The sequence below is a fragment of the Paenibacillus sp. EKM301P genome, from assembly GCF_011800295.1.
Lineage (GTDB): Bacteria > Bacillota > Bacilli > Paenibacillales > Paenibacillaceae > Paenibacillus > Paenibacillus polymyxa.
In genome coordinates this window covers 17,466-32,833 of record NZ_JAALFM010000016.1, presented here as the reverse complement: position 1 = coordinate 32,833, position 15,368 = coordinate 17,466, and the positions used below count along the sequence as shown (strand labels likewise).

The following is a 15,368-nucleotide window of genomic DNA, read 5'->3' as shown; positions in this document are numbered from 1 at the left end:
TATTAACGAAAGACGTGGACGTATGGAACTTCGTTATTTGATCACATTAAAAACCATTGTCGAAACAGGAGGATTTAAAAAAGCAACTGAACACTTGGGTTACGCTCAGTCTTCTGTGACGACACATATTAAGGAATTGGAATCTGAGGTCGGCAAGCCCATCTTTGATCGCTTAGGTAAGAAGGTGGTTCTAACCCATCACGGTCATCAGTTTCTCCCTTATGCACTTAAGATCATTGAGCTCTACACTCAGGCACTAACGACCAATGATGAACCTACCGGCAACTTGACATTAGGAATCTCAGAGTCGTTAATGATCTGCCGTATTCCATCATTGCTTGTTGAATATAGACAAATGTATCCCAAAGTCAATCTTTCTCTGAAATCTTTGGATTATCAAGATGTCTCTCATGCTGTTCAGACCGGTGAGATTGATTTCCTTGTCGCCTTGGAGAAAGAAGGCTGGGGAGCTAATGTGTTAAGAGCGGTTTAGGCATCTCCATGGTTCCTTTTTTCTCCGTTAAAGAGGAACTAGAACATTACAAGCTTCAGGGTGAAGAGGTTGGACCAGACTGTCCTGCAATATCAACATATTTGGCATATCACAAAGATAAATGGCCCTCACCTGCTATGAAGGAAATGATCAAGCTCATTAAAAGACATGCGGAGAAATGGGGCTAGTTTCCTGTGAGGGTGATATCATATGTATTTTGTAGTTATAAATTGTTCTTCTCTGTATATTGACATATCGCAAGTGACTTTCAGGGTCTTATATATCATGATGTACTATTTTAGGAGGAACGCAACCAGATGGATATTTGTTACTGTTATCACGGCAAACAAGTTTGTGAACCCAGCTATTCATGGGGACCCGGCATCAAAGGACAATACAAAATCATGTTTATCCATGCGGGTAGAGGCGTTTACCAGATTGACGGTAAGACCTTTCATCTTCAGCAAGGCGAAGGATTTATCGTATACGATAACATTCTTTGTTACATGGAGGCAGACCAAACTGATCCTTGGATTTATTCTTGGATAGCCTTTTCGGGTAACGGGGTTATACCTCTATTCGAGCAGGCGCACATTTCTCCCCTTCATCCCGTATTCAGGTACTCCCCGTTGTTTTGGTTTGATTCTTATTTGGAGGAATTTTCCGCCTGCGACGTGAACCACAGCACCAGTGAACTGCGAAGACAGAGCATTTTGTTCAGGTTACTTGCCGATTGGATCGAAATGTTGGTTGCTACGAGTCAACTACTGCCCGAGGTACGGCCCAAAGACGCCTACATCCGTAAAGCGGTCGAGTTTATTCGAATGAACTATAACCAAAGAGTTTCCATTTCCGAGGTCGCACACATAGTTGGCATTGATCGTGTCTATCTGTCCGTTCTTTTCAAGGAAATTCTTAATGTTTCCCCTCAGCAATACTTGTTGAACATCCGGATGGACAAAGCAAGCGATCTGCTGGACAATTCGCAGCTGTCCATCACGGAAGTCTCCTATTCTGTTGGCTATAGCGACCCGCTGCTGTTCTCCAAAATGTTTAAAAAGGTGAAGGGACTTTCTCCATCACACTTTCGCGCAAGGCTTAAAAGAGACAGCTTAATGGGTCTTTCAAGCCTTGACTGATTTGTTCGTTTAATGAATCGTATTGTTGCTCTGACATTACCAGGGGACATCCCCGATATTATGCATAACCTGGTCGATCTCTTGAAGATCCGCTGCTGATAGCGGATCCGCATGTACTGCTAGCACGTTTTCCTCAATTTGACCTACACGGCTTGCACCGATTAGCACCGAATCGACGCCGCCTTCGCGTAGCGCCCATGTCAACGCCATTTGCGGTAGCGTCTGACCGCGGCGCTTCGCGATCGTCTCTAGCGCACGGAATTTGTTGATCCGCTCCTGAGATACGGCCTCCGGTTTCAGTGTGCGCTGGCCTGTTTTAAACTCAGTTTCCAGCTTATCGATGTATTTTCCCGTCAACTGTCCGCGACCAAGCGGGCAGAAAGCCACTGTGCCGGCTCCCACTTCATTCAGCACGTCCTGCAATCCGTTCTCAATCCACCGGTTCAGCATTGAATAAATAGGCTGGTGGACGAGCAGCGGTGTACCAAGGTTCTTAAGGATCATAGCTGCTTGCTTCGTTTCCTCCGGTCCGTAATTGGATAAACCGACATACAGTGCTTTGCCTGATTTTACAGCATGAGCAAGCGCTCCCATCGATTCCTCTAATGGGGTATCACCATCGGGACGATGATGGTAAAAGACATCGACATAGTCGAGTCCCATTCGTTGAAGGCTGCGGTCCAGGCTTGCAAGCAGGTTTTTTCTCGAACCCCACTCACCGTACGGACCAGGCCACATATAGTAGCCAGCTTTAGTTGAAATAAACAGCTCATCCCGATAAGGTGCAAGGTCTTTTTTTAAAACGTGTCCAAAGGTCTCTTCGGCCGATCCGGGAGGCGGTCCGTAATTGTTTGCCAAATCAAAGTGCGAGACACCAAGATCGAAGGCGCGTAATATCATTGCACGACTATTCTCAAACGGTTTGTCCCCTCCAAAATTTTGCCACAAGCCGAGCGAAATGGCCGGCAGCCTGACGCCGCTCCGTCCAATCCGCCGATATTTCATTTGTTCGTATCGATTTTCTTGTGCGATATAAGTCACCTGATTTCATCCTTTCTCATTCCTAGCGAAATGCTGACCTCCCACGTACCCGCTTCTTATTTTTCATTTCATGCCTCCCTCAAGACATGTCATAAGGTTGAGGACTTAACCTTAGGCAGCTCAAGTATATCTAACAATTCTTATGTATTGGAATGTCACTGTGATAGTAGTACATGTCATAATGTTATTAGATAACAGGACAGCTCCTAAAAAAGAAGCCAAGAGCGAGTAATGTGCTCTTGGCTTGCTTGAAAAGGCGCTGCATTCGACTTTGGATTTATTCTGCCAGCATAAATACCCTTGAATAGTTTCACTAGAGGAATTTGCTCGCTTTCCCGATGGTGCTCTGATATCCGACCGAAGCCAGTCTTCACATGTCGTTTACCAATAAGTTCGTGTCAATGTAAGGGCTAATTCTTGGTTTGCTTTTCACCTATTTTTCGAATTTGTATCCAATACCAAACACGGTAGTAATCAGATCGCTTGCATCCAATTTCTTGCGAAGCCTTTGTATGTGTGTATCAACAGTCCGAGTATCGCCGACAAAATCATATCCCCATACAATATCCAGCAGTTCCGAGCGTGTGAACGTTTTGCCTCGGTGATTTATCAGAGTCATAAGTAAATCAAACTCTTTCGGAGTCAAGTCAATTGGAATACCATTTTGTTTGACAAGATGTTCCTCGACAATAATTTCGATTTGTTTAAACCGAATTACTTTACTCTCCGTATTTTTTCCATTGTTTGCTTGATCTACCCTCCGGAGGATTGTCCGAATCCGAGCAATAACCTCCCTTAAATCAAAAGGCTTTGTAATATAGTCATCCGCGCCGAATTCAAGACCAAGGATTTTATCGGTGATATCCGATTTCGCGGTAATCATCAAGATCGGTATGTTATAACTTGCAGTTACTTGTTTGCAAATATCTAATCCGCTTTGATCCGGCAGCATCCAGTCAAGTAGCAAAAGATTAGGTTGAAATTGTTGAAGTTCAACCATCCCCGCTGCTCCATTTGCCGTAGTTCGCGTTTCAAACCCCTCCATTGAAAGTCCGTATGATAATAAATCTGCTATTGGTGTATCATCTTCAATAATGAGAATTTTTGCTTTATTCATCATAACCCCCGTCTTCTCTCGTTAATCCGCGATATCATAATGTTAATGATTAGTTAGGGAATAATCAACTCGGAACATAATACAGTAATCTTTGCACCTTGGACTGCAGTTCATGAAAACATCAGCCGTTTCTGGCATTTTGTGTCACACAACGAAGGATGCCTATTTTATAACAAAGAAAAACAACCTTGCTCCAGTCCGAGGACTAAGATAAGGTTGCATTTAAAAGGAGGTTTATTGATTCTATTTATAAGCCACACGTTAATGGCATTTTTGCACAACGGACAACATACCGCCAAAACATCCAGTGAATTAAATATTCACAAAAATACGCTACTTTACCGCGTAAATAAGATCAATTCCTCGCTTGATGAGGGTGACGAACTCTTCTCTTACCAGTTGCCTTTCAAAATTTTAGATTATATGTCCTCGCAGCTGTAGCCTTATTTTTCCCAACTACAATACACGGTACTTCATGAAGATCTGTTAGGAATGTGTTATTGCAGCGTCACGTTGTCAACGTAAACGGCTGACTTACCGCTGCTGTTCTCCGAGGCAAGAAATTGTACGCCGATTTCCCTAACATCGTCAAGATTAGGTATAGATGTAAGGTTGAACGACAGCGTCGTATCTCCAGAAGAATTAATCTTGACGGCTTTGCCAGCATACCAAGCCCAACCTGATCCTGTCTTGGCATAAATCTTGGCATGGAGTCCGTCACCTGCGGAATCCCAAGATGCATGTTTGACGGTCGCGCTTAGCGTGGTCTTACCACTTAGGTTGCGGCTTTGTGAGAGAAGCAGGTAGTGCTGAGAATTGGCAGACATGATGATATCCGCTTTAAGAGAATTACTGCCCTTGGATGACCACTCGTTTACGCTCCATGGACCATCGGATATATTCGAACCGGTCCAACCCTGCGTACTACCCTCGAAGTCATATAATGTGTGTGCGCTACTGCCACCGCAAGCCGCATTCTGCCTCCACTCGGCATATGGAGCGTGCCCAGCTAAAATGCTTTTCAGATAGTTACCTCCTGCTGTGAGACTCCCGTTCGTATTGAAAATACTGGCGCCTTCTGTCTTGTCATTAATCGACCAGTTGGCCCATGACAGGTTATTCTGGTTCATCCAGTCAAGCCATTGGTTCGTGGAATCGTAATTAATGCCGCCGTCGCCATCCGCGTTAACAAAGCCCATCTCGGTAACAAACAGCGGGATACCCTTGCTCATTGCGTAGTTGGCTTTGTCCCGGAGCGACTGAAAATGAGATCCAGCGTAAAAGTGCAATGTATAGGCGATATTACCAGAGGATGTAATGGGGTCGTTCGCTGCCTGATCTACACTCTGAGACCAGAACGGCGTTCCAACGACAATCAGATTGTCGGAATGTTGACGAATGGCCGGGATAACTTGCTCAGCGTAACTTTTGATTGTCCCCCACGAGACTTGGGTAGGTTCGTTATAGATCTCAAAAATGACGTTATCATAGCTTCCGTATTCCTGCGCCATCCGGCTGAAGAAACTTTTGGCAGCGTTGACGTTGTTGTGCGCGTCATGTGAGTGCCAATCAATAATGACATAGATCCCCTTTGCGATTGCCGCATTGACCACGTCACGAACTTTGGACTCATCGGCCGTGTTATATGGATTTCCGCTGGGGTCCACACCATATGCCGCTCTTACGATCTCTACTTGAAATTCATCCACCATCCGATTCACCGTGGTGGTGTTCCAAAATGGACCGGACCAGTTGCTCCAGAAGAAACTCGCCCCTTTGACCATCATCGGCCGATTCGTTTTGGAGCCGTTAATCTTGTTTCCACTTGCTTTCATTTCACCGAAATAGCTTACAGGGTTTGCGCAGGCAGCTGCAGAAGCAGGCGTTGCAGGTATGACCGCTTGAAAAAGCAGCGTTAATAAGCTGAACAGTAGGATCATGGTTAACGACTTAGTGAATGAATTGAACGACATTTTCATAATTCTCTTCTCCCTTTAATATGGCATGGTTACGCGAAAAATTTCGGCAAGTAGCCCCGATATTCATCAGCATATCGGCTGGGTTCAAGAACAGTGACAGTGTACAGACTTGTTAGCGAAAACGTTTTAGATTTCAATACCAATTTTCTAGTTTTATATCTTTCACAAAAAGTATAAATTTATTGATTTCAAAGAAAAACATGAAATTTGATCAGTCGACATCAAGTTCTTAAAGCTTTATTATCGAAAACGTTTTTGGTAATTAAGCTGAAAATGTTAGTAAAACCTCCTGCTCCCATAGATTCAACCATTAACATTCCAGGCTTGCATTGGGTTTACAACATATCGCCCTACGTCTTCCAGGTCATCACCTTCTTTCAAAATCATATCTCTTCTAGTTTCCTCCCCTCTGACGCAATATGAGGCTTTCCCTTTTGTCCATAACTCGGGAATGAAACAAGAACGAGCAGAAGAGTGTTTGATTCAAGGAAACTCATGTTAAGCGCTTACATCATAACTAAAATAAAATTTGTTAATTGTAAACGTTTACAGATAGTATTTTATCATCGAATTCTTCATATTTAACCTGCAAAGAATTAACCTTATACTATAAAATGTTTAGTTTTTTGTATAAAAAAGCTGACATCATGATGTATCAATGTCAGCTCTATAAAAATTATTATTTCCTATTAATGATCCAAGGAAGCCTTTTCTCCCTTGAACACGATCATAAAAATGGCACCGCCTGTAATTACTACAGCTAGAAGTAGTAACGTTAAATTGCTGTATAAATATGCTGCAACGTCAGTAACGATTGGGAAAATAGAAAAGTTGAACCTCAGCTGTGTAAGCAGTCCGCCTACAACTGCGATACCGATCCCTTCCGCCAAAAAGCAGGAAAAATTCAAAAAACCCATACCTGAGCCAGATTCGTCAGCACTTAGCGAGCCTGCCACAATGGTTGAGATGACCGTTTTGACAAAGGATAGTCCACCAAAAATCAAAACCAATGCTCCTGAGATGATCCAGGGGCTACGATCGGCAAAAAGTGAAACGATTAAAAGACCCGACCCCAGAAGCAATAACCCTGCAACCATGACAAAACGAGCTCCCTGCCTATCGACCAAAGAACCGCCAACGATCCCGAAAAGAATCACGCTAATCGTTCCTGGAAACAGAACACCGCCTCCAATAAGGCTTGTCGACATCTGGTGCACTTCTCTCATCATATAAGGGACCATAGACATAAATCCTGCAACGGTTCCTAGAAGTATTCCACCTACAAATACGCCGACAATAAATCTTCTCCTCTTGAATAAAGCTGGTTCTATGAAAGGTTCCTTAGCTCTTCGAATTCTCAGCACAAATCCTATGAAAAGAATGACACTGATGTTCAAATACCACCACTCGTAATGTGTCGTAAATAAAGTGAACGAAACCGTTCCAAGAACAAAGAGCAGGCCTCCCGGAACATCAAGCACACCTTTTTTCACAGGTTCGTCAGAGAGCGTCCGTAAGAAAAACGGTAGTGTGACTAGCGTCATCATGGGCAGGAAAAACAGATAGGACCAATGTACATAGTCCGCGATCCAGCCTCCAAGTATAGGACCAAAACCTTCTCCCAAGGCAACGGTCGATCCAATCATACCAAAAGCTTTTCCTTGATGCTGCATTTCGATACTTTTGGTAACGATGACCATAATCAGCCCAGGGACGGCAGAAGCACCCGCTCCTTGGATAAATCGTGCAACAAGCAAAATCGGAAACCAGGCATGAAAAAGCAAGCCAATTAGCGATCCCCCGCCGTATATCATCATACTGATGAAAATCAGTTTTTTTACGCCGTAAATGTCCGATATTTTTCCGTAAACGGCCGTTCCTACGGCAAAAGAAAGAATGAAGCTGGTATTAACATAATTTGCAGCGGATGGCTTAATTCCAAATTGAGCGGCAATGTCGGGCAACGATACGTTGAACACCGTCTCATTCAATACGCTGAAAAATGCAAGCACGCACAGCCAAATCAAAGAATTAGGAATACGTTTCTCAATCGATTTTTCCATTATGCAAACCCCTTAAAAATGCCAGGGATTACGCAGTTTATAGGGCCAGTGATGCGTTATCCCCTTTAATTTGTGCCCTTCTTTTCACTATGTACTTCATTCTAACGCCTCCACAAAATAAAAGTGAAAATCTGTTTAATTGCAATTACCTAACCATATTATCACTAAAATAATAAAAATATCACCTGTTATTTTTGACGATAATCATTTCATGACGAGGTAAAGCAAAAACGGTTAGTTCCTACTCGTTGGATAACAATGTTTATCCTCTGCGCGCTATCTTATTAACGCAATCTCCTACTTATTTATTTTCAATGGTAGATCATCAAAAACATATATGGAACTAAGTTGTTTGTTTGGAAATCGTCGCAAAATATTTTACAACTATCTCGCGGAATTCCTGAGCAGCCTGCGAAATATACCGATTCCTGTTCCATAATAAAGCAATTTCCCGTATCAATTCGTGATTCTCTACCTGGAGGTATTTGAGATGTTCCTGCGAATTTCGTGCCGTGCTCGGTATGAAAGCTATGCCAATTTCGGCTTCCACAAGAGTACTAAGTCTTGCAGGTTCATCCCCCTCATACACATATTTAGGCACAAATCCTTCCGACATGCATACAGAGTCCACTAAATCACGAGTACCATAGCCTCTCTTTACGCCGACAAACCATTCTTCCCTTAGCTCTGTCAAGGATACGCTATTTCGATCCGCAAGCCGATGCCCCTTTGGAACAGCTACAAGAATGGGGTCGATACATACGATTTTACATTCAATGTCATTCCCTTCTACAGGAGGTGAGGATAAGCAAAAATCAACCTCCCCTCTATGAAGAAGTGTAACCATTTCCTGCGTGGTCAGCATTTGCACATGAAATTGAATATAGGGTCGTTTTCTCCGAAACTCTCGAAGGATATTTGGCAATGTGCTTGCGGTGGTCACTGCCAATTCGAGAGTTCCGTGTTCTGGGCTGGATAAGTCGCTAAGCTCCTGCTTCCCTTGTTCTAATTCAAACAAAGCCCTTTCTGCACGGTGAAGAAATTTGCTCCCGAACTCATTCAATCGCAGTTTTCTCCCTGTTCGATCGAATAAAGGGACCCCCAGATCTTCCTCCAAGCGTTGAATCGTTTTGCTGAGCGACGATTGAGTAACGTGCAGACTTCGTGCAGCTTCTGTTACATGTTCCAAACGAGCTACAGCGAGAAAATATTGCAGTTGAAGAAGTTCCAAATCGCATCCTCCATTCATTCCCTCAAGTCAATGAGATTATAACATCAAATGCATTGGAATAAATAATCGATTTCGAGTACGATGACATTAATTCGCTATAGGGGGACCAGAAATGAGTGTTCGCAGCTGGTGGTTAATGATTTCAGTTGGTCTAGGGATACTATTGAATCCATTAAATTCTTCGATGGTTTCTGTTGCGATTCCAAGTCTGCAAAAGGTATTTCGCCTTGACTTTACAGGTGTTTCCTGGATTATTTTTTCTTTCTACATTGCAAGCAGTATCGCTCAACCTGTCATGGGCAAAGCCAGCGATTTATTCGGTCGTAGAAAGATATTTCTTACAGGTCTTGTTGTATCATTCATTGCATCATTACTAGCCCCATTGTCACCAAACTTTGGATCGCTCATCGTGTTCCGCATTGTGCAATCCATCGGAACAAGCATGATGGTTGGGGTTGGAATGGCCATTGTTCGAATCCATATTACAGAGAAACAAGCGACTGCGCTGTCTGTTTTGTCCATTTTCCTATCAGGAGCGGCAGCAATTGGACCCTTTATTGGCGGGGTTTTGATTCATTGGTGGAATTGGCCTGCCATCTTTTTCATCAATATTCCGTTTGTGGTAGCCAGCTTTCTATTGGCTTGGAGGACTATTCCTAAGGACGAATCACCAACATCCGTTGCACGCAACATGTCCTTTCGTAAATGGTTTGATTTAATTGATGCAAGAGGAATCCTGCTCTTCACATTAGGGCTGGTTGCCTTGCTCGTTGGATTACTCTCGGCAAAATCATCTGGGCATATCTCGTTAGAAAACGTCATTGTCGGGTTAATAGGCCTCGCTGCGCTGGGGGCATTCGTACGATATGAGTTAAAAGCGACGTCACCCTTTATTCCTTTACGCACGTTCGCCAAATATCCTGCGTTGACTTGGGTTAATGTCGAATTCATGTTCGTTAACGTACTCTATTACTCGCTTTTTTTCGGGCTTCCGTCCTACTTGCAAGTGGTAAGGCATGTAAGCGAGTTCCAAACAGGGATTCTCATGCTAAGCTTAGGCTTGTGCTCGCTAGCTGCTTCTCCAATAGCAGGACGATGGATTGATAAATCAGGACCCAGACCGGCATTACTGGTATCCGCAATCCTGATGACATTGGGATCTGTGTGGCTTGTAACATTAAATCCAACTTCTCCGGTGATCAGCGTGTGTTTGGCTTTGGCTGCATTCGGTATTAGCAACGGACTGAACAATGTAGGTATGCAAGCAGCCTTGTTCCAAAGTTCTCCAAAAGAAATAATCGGTGTAGCATCCGGATTGTTTAATACATCAAGATATCTGGGAACCATTTTCTCTTCATTGTTGATAGGTATCGTAATGGGAGGTAAGTTCAGCTTCGAGGGATTTCAAGTGCTTGGGATTGTCCTTACGGTAATTGCATTGACTTTGGTATTCATGAGTCGGCGACGCCGGGAGTCAGGACAATTGCGAGAGTCATAGGTTCACCGTTTCTTCAAATAAACCCCTCTACTCTTTATTTAACGTTAATTTTTCAACGAAAGAGAAAGGAGTTTAGTTAAAAAACAGCCGAGCGATCGGCTGTTTTTGGTAGCGATGGGTAAGTGACAATAATTCCAGTTCACAGCCCTAATCCAGCTCTCAAATCCCTTTATGCAAAGGTAAATTAGCTTCTCTCATCAGGACAGTCATTTGCGCTCGATGGTATGCTTGATGCATTACGGTAAAACGCAGTGAAGCCCTGTTCGCAGTAAAAATATTAAAAAATAGTTGGCACCATTCCCCCATCCATACGGATTGGAGAGCCCTTAAATGCGGCTGCATAAGGACTACATACAAATGTAGCTAGTCTACCTATTTCTATAGGTCTAATAAATCGTTGTATTTCGGATTGAGGCAGGTTTTCGGCCATAAATTGTTTCTCTTTTTCTAAAAAAGTCATATCATCATTGGCATAAATACCCTCAATAATTTGGTGTACATTTTCAGAAAGCGTTGGTCCTGGCATAATCGTATTGACTGTAACTTCTGCTCCTATTGTTAATTTAGATAAGCTTTTTGACAGTGATAACAGCATCGATTTGGTCATACAATACTGTGGCATTTGCCCTGAAGGCATGATTGCTTCTTCACTCGCAATAAAAATAATACGGCCATAATTGTTTTTCAACATTTTAGGTAAATAAAATTTAGATAATCCGTTTGCAGCAAGAACATTAGTACGGAAATATTTTTCCCATACTTCATCGTCAACGTCTTCATATTGCATAATTTCATAAATCCCCATATTATTCACTAAGATATCGATATTGGGGTATTTTTCAAACAAAACCTCCCTCTGCTCCAGATCCACAATATCGGCTGTAGCATTTTGAGGAAAGGTCGTTGGAAAATTTGATTTTATTTCATTTACAGTTTGTTCTACCTCTTCATTATTCCGTCCATTAATAAGTACATTCACACCTTCTTTGGCAAGCTCAATGGCTATTGCTTTACCTATACCTTTCGTAGACCCTGTAACTAAAGCTGTTTTATTGTTTAATCCCATATCCATAATACTTTTCTCCCCTCTCATTCGTTTATCTTTGCTGGCAAGCGAATTCTTAGCTTATTTTTAAACAACCTTAAGCTCTGGTATCTGATTATATTACCTTGGGCAGCAATGCTCAGTAACTAGCATATTGCGCCAAAGTTCTTGTTTAACACGCCAGATGAATAAGGTCAGTAATTACAAGCTTTCTGTAGAATGAATGGAGTTGGGAAACTATTAATAGATAGTCGATCTTCCTAGCGATTCTTTTGATATCGAGTTGGTATCTAAATGTGTAGTGCGCCAATTTGAAGGAGTATCCCCTTCCCAAAGACGAAAAGCGCGGTAAAATGAGTTCTGGTCTTCATATCCAATCAAAAAGGCCACTTCTTTTATATCAAGCGAGGGATCTGCCAAGTATTCTAGTGCCTGCTCATGTCTAGCTTGTGTTAACAGTTGTTTAAAGCTCGTATTGTCGTCAGTAAGCCGGCGCTGCAAGGTACGATCGCTCATTCTGAGCTCCTTCGCCACAGCCTGAATGTCGGGGCGTCCTCCGGTGAGGCTACGTTTTATAATCCATTTGACCGCCTCAGTAATTGAGCGGCTGCACTGTTCATCCAGCGACCGGTCCAGAGCGGGTGTGAGAATCTCTAACAACTCTTGGTTGTATGAGACAAAAGTTCGGTCCAGATCTCTTCGATATAACGTCAATCGATTACAATTTGCACCAACCTGGACACTACACCCAAAATAAGCTTCAAGAGCCTGCACATCTCCCATGGATTGCGAAAATTCTACGAGCTGCGCCGTCAAAGGTTGACCAGTGCCTCGGCGCCCAAGCTCCAGAAGACATGCAAGTGTAATACCCGTCAGCATCGGTGGACCGGGCTGTTTGGTATATAGCCATTCCAGTTCTATGGTACAGCGCTCCCCCTCCTCAGTGACACGTAAGGTTTCGGGAGGACATAGTTGTTTGTACCGAGCCATTCGGTTTAGAGCGTCGCGGTAGTCACGAGCGTGGTATGTCGCTAAGACGGTCGGTGGGTACTTCGCTGTCTCAAAGACAGTTGCAAGCTTAACGATTCCTTTTGCAGTGTCACCAATGAGATCGGAATATGCCTGCCAGATCGCGAGATATTGTACGCTTGTGACTACGGGCTCATGAATAATGGTGAGCGGCAGTCTTGCTTTACAAGCTACGTCGTGAGCGGAAATTCCTAATTGATACAAACCTGTCCAAAATCCTGGTGGAATTTTAATATGGTCAGAAGTATGAGACTTCTTCATACATAGAGACCTCCTTTATTACTTCCATTTTACCTACTAATTGCACTCTCTGATCATTCCAGTATAGTGAATTTTGTTAATATATGCTTACTGAATGTTTGACCACCATAATAAAAAAGCAACCGGCATACCGGTTGCTTTGAGTCATTTCTACTTCCAAGTTTATTTTCAAGAACACCAGGGTGTATCAACGTGTATGTTAAATTACTATGTTAAAGTATTCTGTCTTCTTAATACCTGGAAGTATAGTAAGGTTTTGTATCTAAAAACCTGTAGTATACTGTTTCGGGATCGTTATTTCTTTTTTCAAGTTTGTTGCGGCTTCAAGAGCCCAGTAAGGATTTCTTAACATTCCTCTCCCGACAGCCACAAGATCTGCATCCTCATTTCCTACTACAGCGTTAGCTAGGATCGGATCATCGAGTCTTCCGACTGCAATGACTGGAACTTCGAGTGCTTGTCTGATTTCTCGAGCAAGTGACACCTGGTATGCTGCGTGACTGCCTGGTCTACCCCATGCAGCGATAGGTCCTTCCCCGCCTGAAGAAATGTCAAAAATATCTACCCCTGCTTGTTGATATTCTTTGGCAAAAGAAATGCTATCTAGAATATCGTACCCGCCTTCTACGTATTCTTTAGCGGAAATGCGCATGATAAGCGGCATGTCTTCCGGCATCTCTGCCTTGGCTGCCTGAATAACTTCTCGACCAAATTTTAGGAGATCTTTCCCGTATTCATCATCTCTTTGGTTGGTAAGAGGCGAATGAAATTGATGGATTAAATATCCGTGAGCTCCATGTATTTCAATGGCATCAAATCCGGCCTTCACAGCACGTGCTACAGCGCCGCGGAACTTCTCCACCATTTCTTTAACTTCTTGTGTTGAAAGTGCTCTAGGTAATGTAGATTTCTCATCAAATGGAATAGCGGACGGAGCAACAGGCACTTCAGCATCTTCTGCTTTACGTCCAGCATGAGCAATTTGAATACCTACTTTTGCTCCATAACTATGGCAGGCATCTACAATTCTTTTCAATGCAGGAATTTGCTCATCAGACCACAATCCCAGGTCAAAGTCAGAAATACGTCCATCTGGTTCTACATCAGTCATTTCAACTATAATGAATCCAGTTCCACCAATGGCACGACTTACATAGTGCATAAAATGCCAATCGGTAGCTATACCATCTTTCTTGTCAACAGAATATTGACACATTGGAGGCATGACGACCCGGTTCTTTAATTCCAAGTCTTTAAATTTATAAGGACTAAATAAATCTTTCATTAAGAAAGACCCCTTTCTAGGTTTATAGTGAACAATCTCATTAAATGCATGCACATGCATATAATACAGCATGCATTTTTTATTTGTCAACTATCGTTTAAACTATGCATTTACGTAAATAAAGGCCCAGAGATTGTATTCTCTAGACCTAGGGTTAAATTTTACTCTATTCAGGCATTAAATTTCGTATTAAGTTTTAATTTTATATGAAAGAATTATATTTTTTCAATGAGTGATTGTAATTTTTGCTTCAACTCATCTTTTGAAAGAGCCGACTCCAAAATTTGGTTGAAGGTTTCGAGCGCTCTGTCAAACTTCTTTTCCCCAAAATCAGTCATACTTGTATAGATTCCCCGACGATCATCTTCACATATATGTCTTTGCAAAGCTCCGCAGCTTTTTGCTTCCATTCTAACTACCAGTCTAGATAATGCACTTTGGCTTAACCCAACCATCTCTTGTAAATGCTGCAATCTCAATTTCTTTTCCTCGGTTTGAGATAAGAAATACAGAACCAAAAATTCATTTAAGGATAAACCATAGTTTTCTTGAAGTGCATGTTCCAATTCATCGTTTATGTTCGATTGGAGTTTAGTAAGGGACAGCCAAATATTTAAAAGTTCGATAGTATTGTTGTTATGCATTTCGACTCACCCGTTCTATTCTAAAGTATAAATAACACATATTATAGGAGTCATTATAGGGAATAATTAATTCTATCAGGGTTACTGGAAATGGTCAAAACCCTTAAGAACAGATAGAGGTTATAAAAAATCCTTTCTGAAGCAGTGACTTAAGTGGTCAACACAAAAACACCTTTCAAAATCGGCCTCCATATTTAGAAATGGAAGCATTCTCCTGAAGGTGTTTTTGTTTTGAAACCCATTGTAGTTTACTAATTATTTATGGTCAGATACTCTTTTGCGCATTCCAGCCAGTCCCAGTAACCCAAGTAAGCCAATCCATCCCCAATCCATATCGTTGTCATTATCTACGGCGTTTGCTCGTACACTGTTAGCGTTGTAGGTTGAATTGTTGTTGTGATAAGCGTTATTAGCTGTGTCATTGGCCACATCTACATTTGCACTTTGTGCTGATGAAGGAACGACTAAAGCTGCAAAGAAGAACATGGAAGCTACAGCAGTGACTATTTGTTTTTTCATAAAAAGGAATCCTCCCTGAAAGTG

Annotated in this window: 14 protein-coding genes and 1 pseudogene; 4 read left to right on the top strand and 11 right to left on the bottom strand. The window is 42.4% G+C overall.

Features of this window, described 5'->3' with window-relative positions:
* The first annotated feature begins 22 nt into the window (after positions 1 to 22).
* Together HFD99_RS22680 and HFD99_RS22675 are read left to right on the top strand one after the other, a co-directional pair.
* Positions 23 to 681: pseudogene (locus HFD99_RS22680) on the top strand (LysR family transcriptional regulator).
* Between the two features lie 129 nt (positions 682 to 810).
* Positions 811 to 1,632 carry a helix-turn-helix domain-containing protein gene (locus HFD99_RS22675; RefSeq protein WP_025364863.1) on the top strand — a complete coding sequence of 274 codons (822 nt, stop codon included), beginning with the start codon at positions 811 to 813 and terminating at the stop codon, positions 1,630 to 1,632.
* Positions 1,633 to 1,668: 36 nt separating this feature from the next.
* Here the strand turns inward: HFD99_RS22675 and HFD99_RS22670 are convergent, their stop codons facing one another.
* The gene (locus tag HFD99_RS22670; protein WP_031463525.1) at positions 1,669 to 2,673 is read right to left on the bottom strand and encodes an aldo/keto reductase; all 1,005 of its coding nucleotides are present in this window, start codon (positions 2,671 to 2,673) and stop codon (positions 1,669 to 1,671) included.
* A 433-nt stretch (positions 2,674 to 3,106) separates the two neighbouring features.
* Positions 3,107 to 3,790, bottom strand: a complete 684-nt coding sequence (locus HFD99_RS22665; RefSeq protein WP_025364861.1) for a response regulator transcription factor — start codon at positions 3,788 to 3,790, stop codon at positions 3,107 to 3,109.
* A 264-nt stretch (positions 3,791 to 4,054) separates the two neighbouring features.
* Between HFD99_RS22665 and HFD99_RS22660 the strand changes: the two genes are divergently transcribed.
* Positions 4,055 to 4,231 carry a helix-turn-helix domain-containing protein gene (locus HFD99_RS22660; protein WP_080724265.1) on the top strand — a complete coding sequence of 59 codons (177 nt, stop codon included), beginning with the start codon at positions 4,055 to 4,057 and terminating at the stop codon, positions 4,229 to 4,231.
* A 56-nt stretch (positions 4,232 to 4,287) separates the two neighbouring features.
* Here HFD99_RS22660 and HFD99_RS22655 read toward each other — a convergent pair whose 3' ends face one another.
* The 3 genes from HFD99_RS22655 to HFD99_RS22645 form a co-directional block, all read right to left on the bottom strand.
* The gene (locus HFD99_RS22655) at positions 4,288 to 5,769 is read right to left on the bottom strand and encodes a glycoside hydrolase family 5 protein (RefSeq protein WP_031463524.1); all 1,482 of its coding nucleotides are present in this window, start codon (positions 5,767 to 5,769) and stop codon (positions 4,288 to 4,290) included.
* 689 nt (positions 5,770 to 6,458) lie between these two features.
* Positions 6,459 to 7,832, bottom strand: a complete 1,374-nt coding sequence (locus tag HFD99_RS22650; RefSeq protein WP_167441010.1) for an MFS transporter — start codon at positions 7,830 to 7,832, stop codon at positions 6,459 to 6,461.
* 343 nt (positions 7,833 to 8,175) lie between these two features.
* Complete coding sequence (locus tag HFD99_RS22645) at positions 8,176 to 9,063, bottom strand: LysR family transcriptional regulator (protein ID WP_102998120.1); 888 nt, start codon at positions 9,061 to 9,063, stop codon at positions 8,176 to 8,178.
* A gap of 112 nt (positions 9,064 to 9,175) precedes the next feature.
* Here HFD99_RS22645 and HFD99_RS22640 point away from each other — a divergent pair, with 112 nt between their 5' ends.
* The gene (locus tag HFD99_RS22640; protein WP_103042410.1) at positions 9,176 to 10,561 is read left to right on the top strand and encodes an MFS transporter; all 1,386 of its coding nucleotides are present in this window, start codon (positions 9,176 to 9,178) and stop codon (positions 10,559 to 10,561) included.
* A 159-nt stretch (positions 10,562 to 10,720) separates the two neighbouring features.
* Here the strand turns inward: HFD99_RS22640 and HFD99_RS26125 are convergent, their stop codons facing one another.
* The 6 genes from HFD99_RS26125 to HFD99_RS22610 form a co-directional block, all read right to left on the bottom strand.
* Entirely contained in the window at positions 10,721 to 10,867 is a 147-nt protein-coding gene (locus HFD99_RS26125; RefSeq protein ID WP_158442527.1) for a DinB family protein, read from the bottom strand.
* Positions 10,839 to 11,633, bottom strand: coding sequence for an SDR family NAD(P)-dependent oxidoreductase (locus HFD99_RS22630; protein ID WP_123797203.1), 795 nt, complete (start codon positions 11,631 to 11,633; stop codon positions 10,839 to 10,841). Before HFD99_RS22630 ends, HFD99_RS26125 begins: the two co-directional genes overlap by 29 nt.
* Positions 11,634 to 11,846: 213 nt before the next feature.
* Positions 11,847 to 12,896, bottom strand: a complete 1,050-nt coding sequence (locus HFD99_RS22625; protein WP_167441009.1) for an AraC family transcriptional regulator — start codon at positions 12,894 to 12,896, stop codon at positions 11,847 to 11,849.
* Between the two features lie 262 nt (positions 12,897 to 13,158).
* Complete coding sequence (locus tag HFD99_RS22620; RefSeq protein WP_167441008.1) at positions 13,159 to 14,181, bottom strand: NADH:flavin oxidoreductase/NADH oxidase; 1,023 nt, start codon at positions 14,179 to 14,181, stop codon at positions 13,159 to 13,161.
* Between the two features lie 215 nt (positions 14,182 to 14,396).
* Positions 14,397 to 14,825 carry a MarR family winged helix-turn-helix transcriptional regulator gene (locus HFD99_RS22615; protein ID WP_045245258.1) on the bottom strand — a complete coding sequence of 143 codons (429 nt, stop codon included), beginning with the start codon at positions 14,823 to 14,825 and terminating at the stop codon, positions 14,397 to 14,399.
* 255 nt (positions 14,826 to 15,080) lie between these two features.
* The gene (locus HFD99_RS22610) at positions 15,081 to 15,344 is read right to left on the bottom strand and encodes a WGxxGxxG family protein (RefSeq protein ID WP_016818763.1); all 264 of its coding nucleotides are present in this window, start codon (positions 15,342 to 15,344) and stop codon (positions 15,081 to 15,083) included.
* Positions 15,345 to 15,368 lie beyond the last annotated feature (24 nt).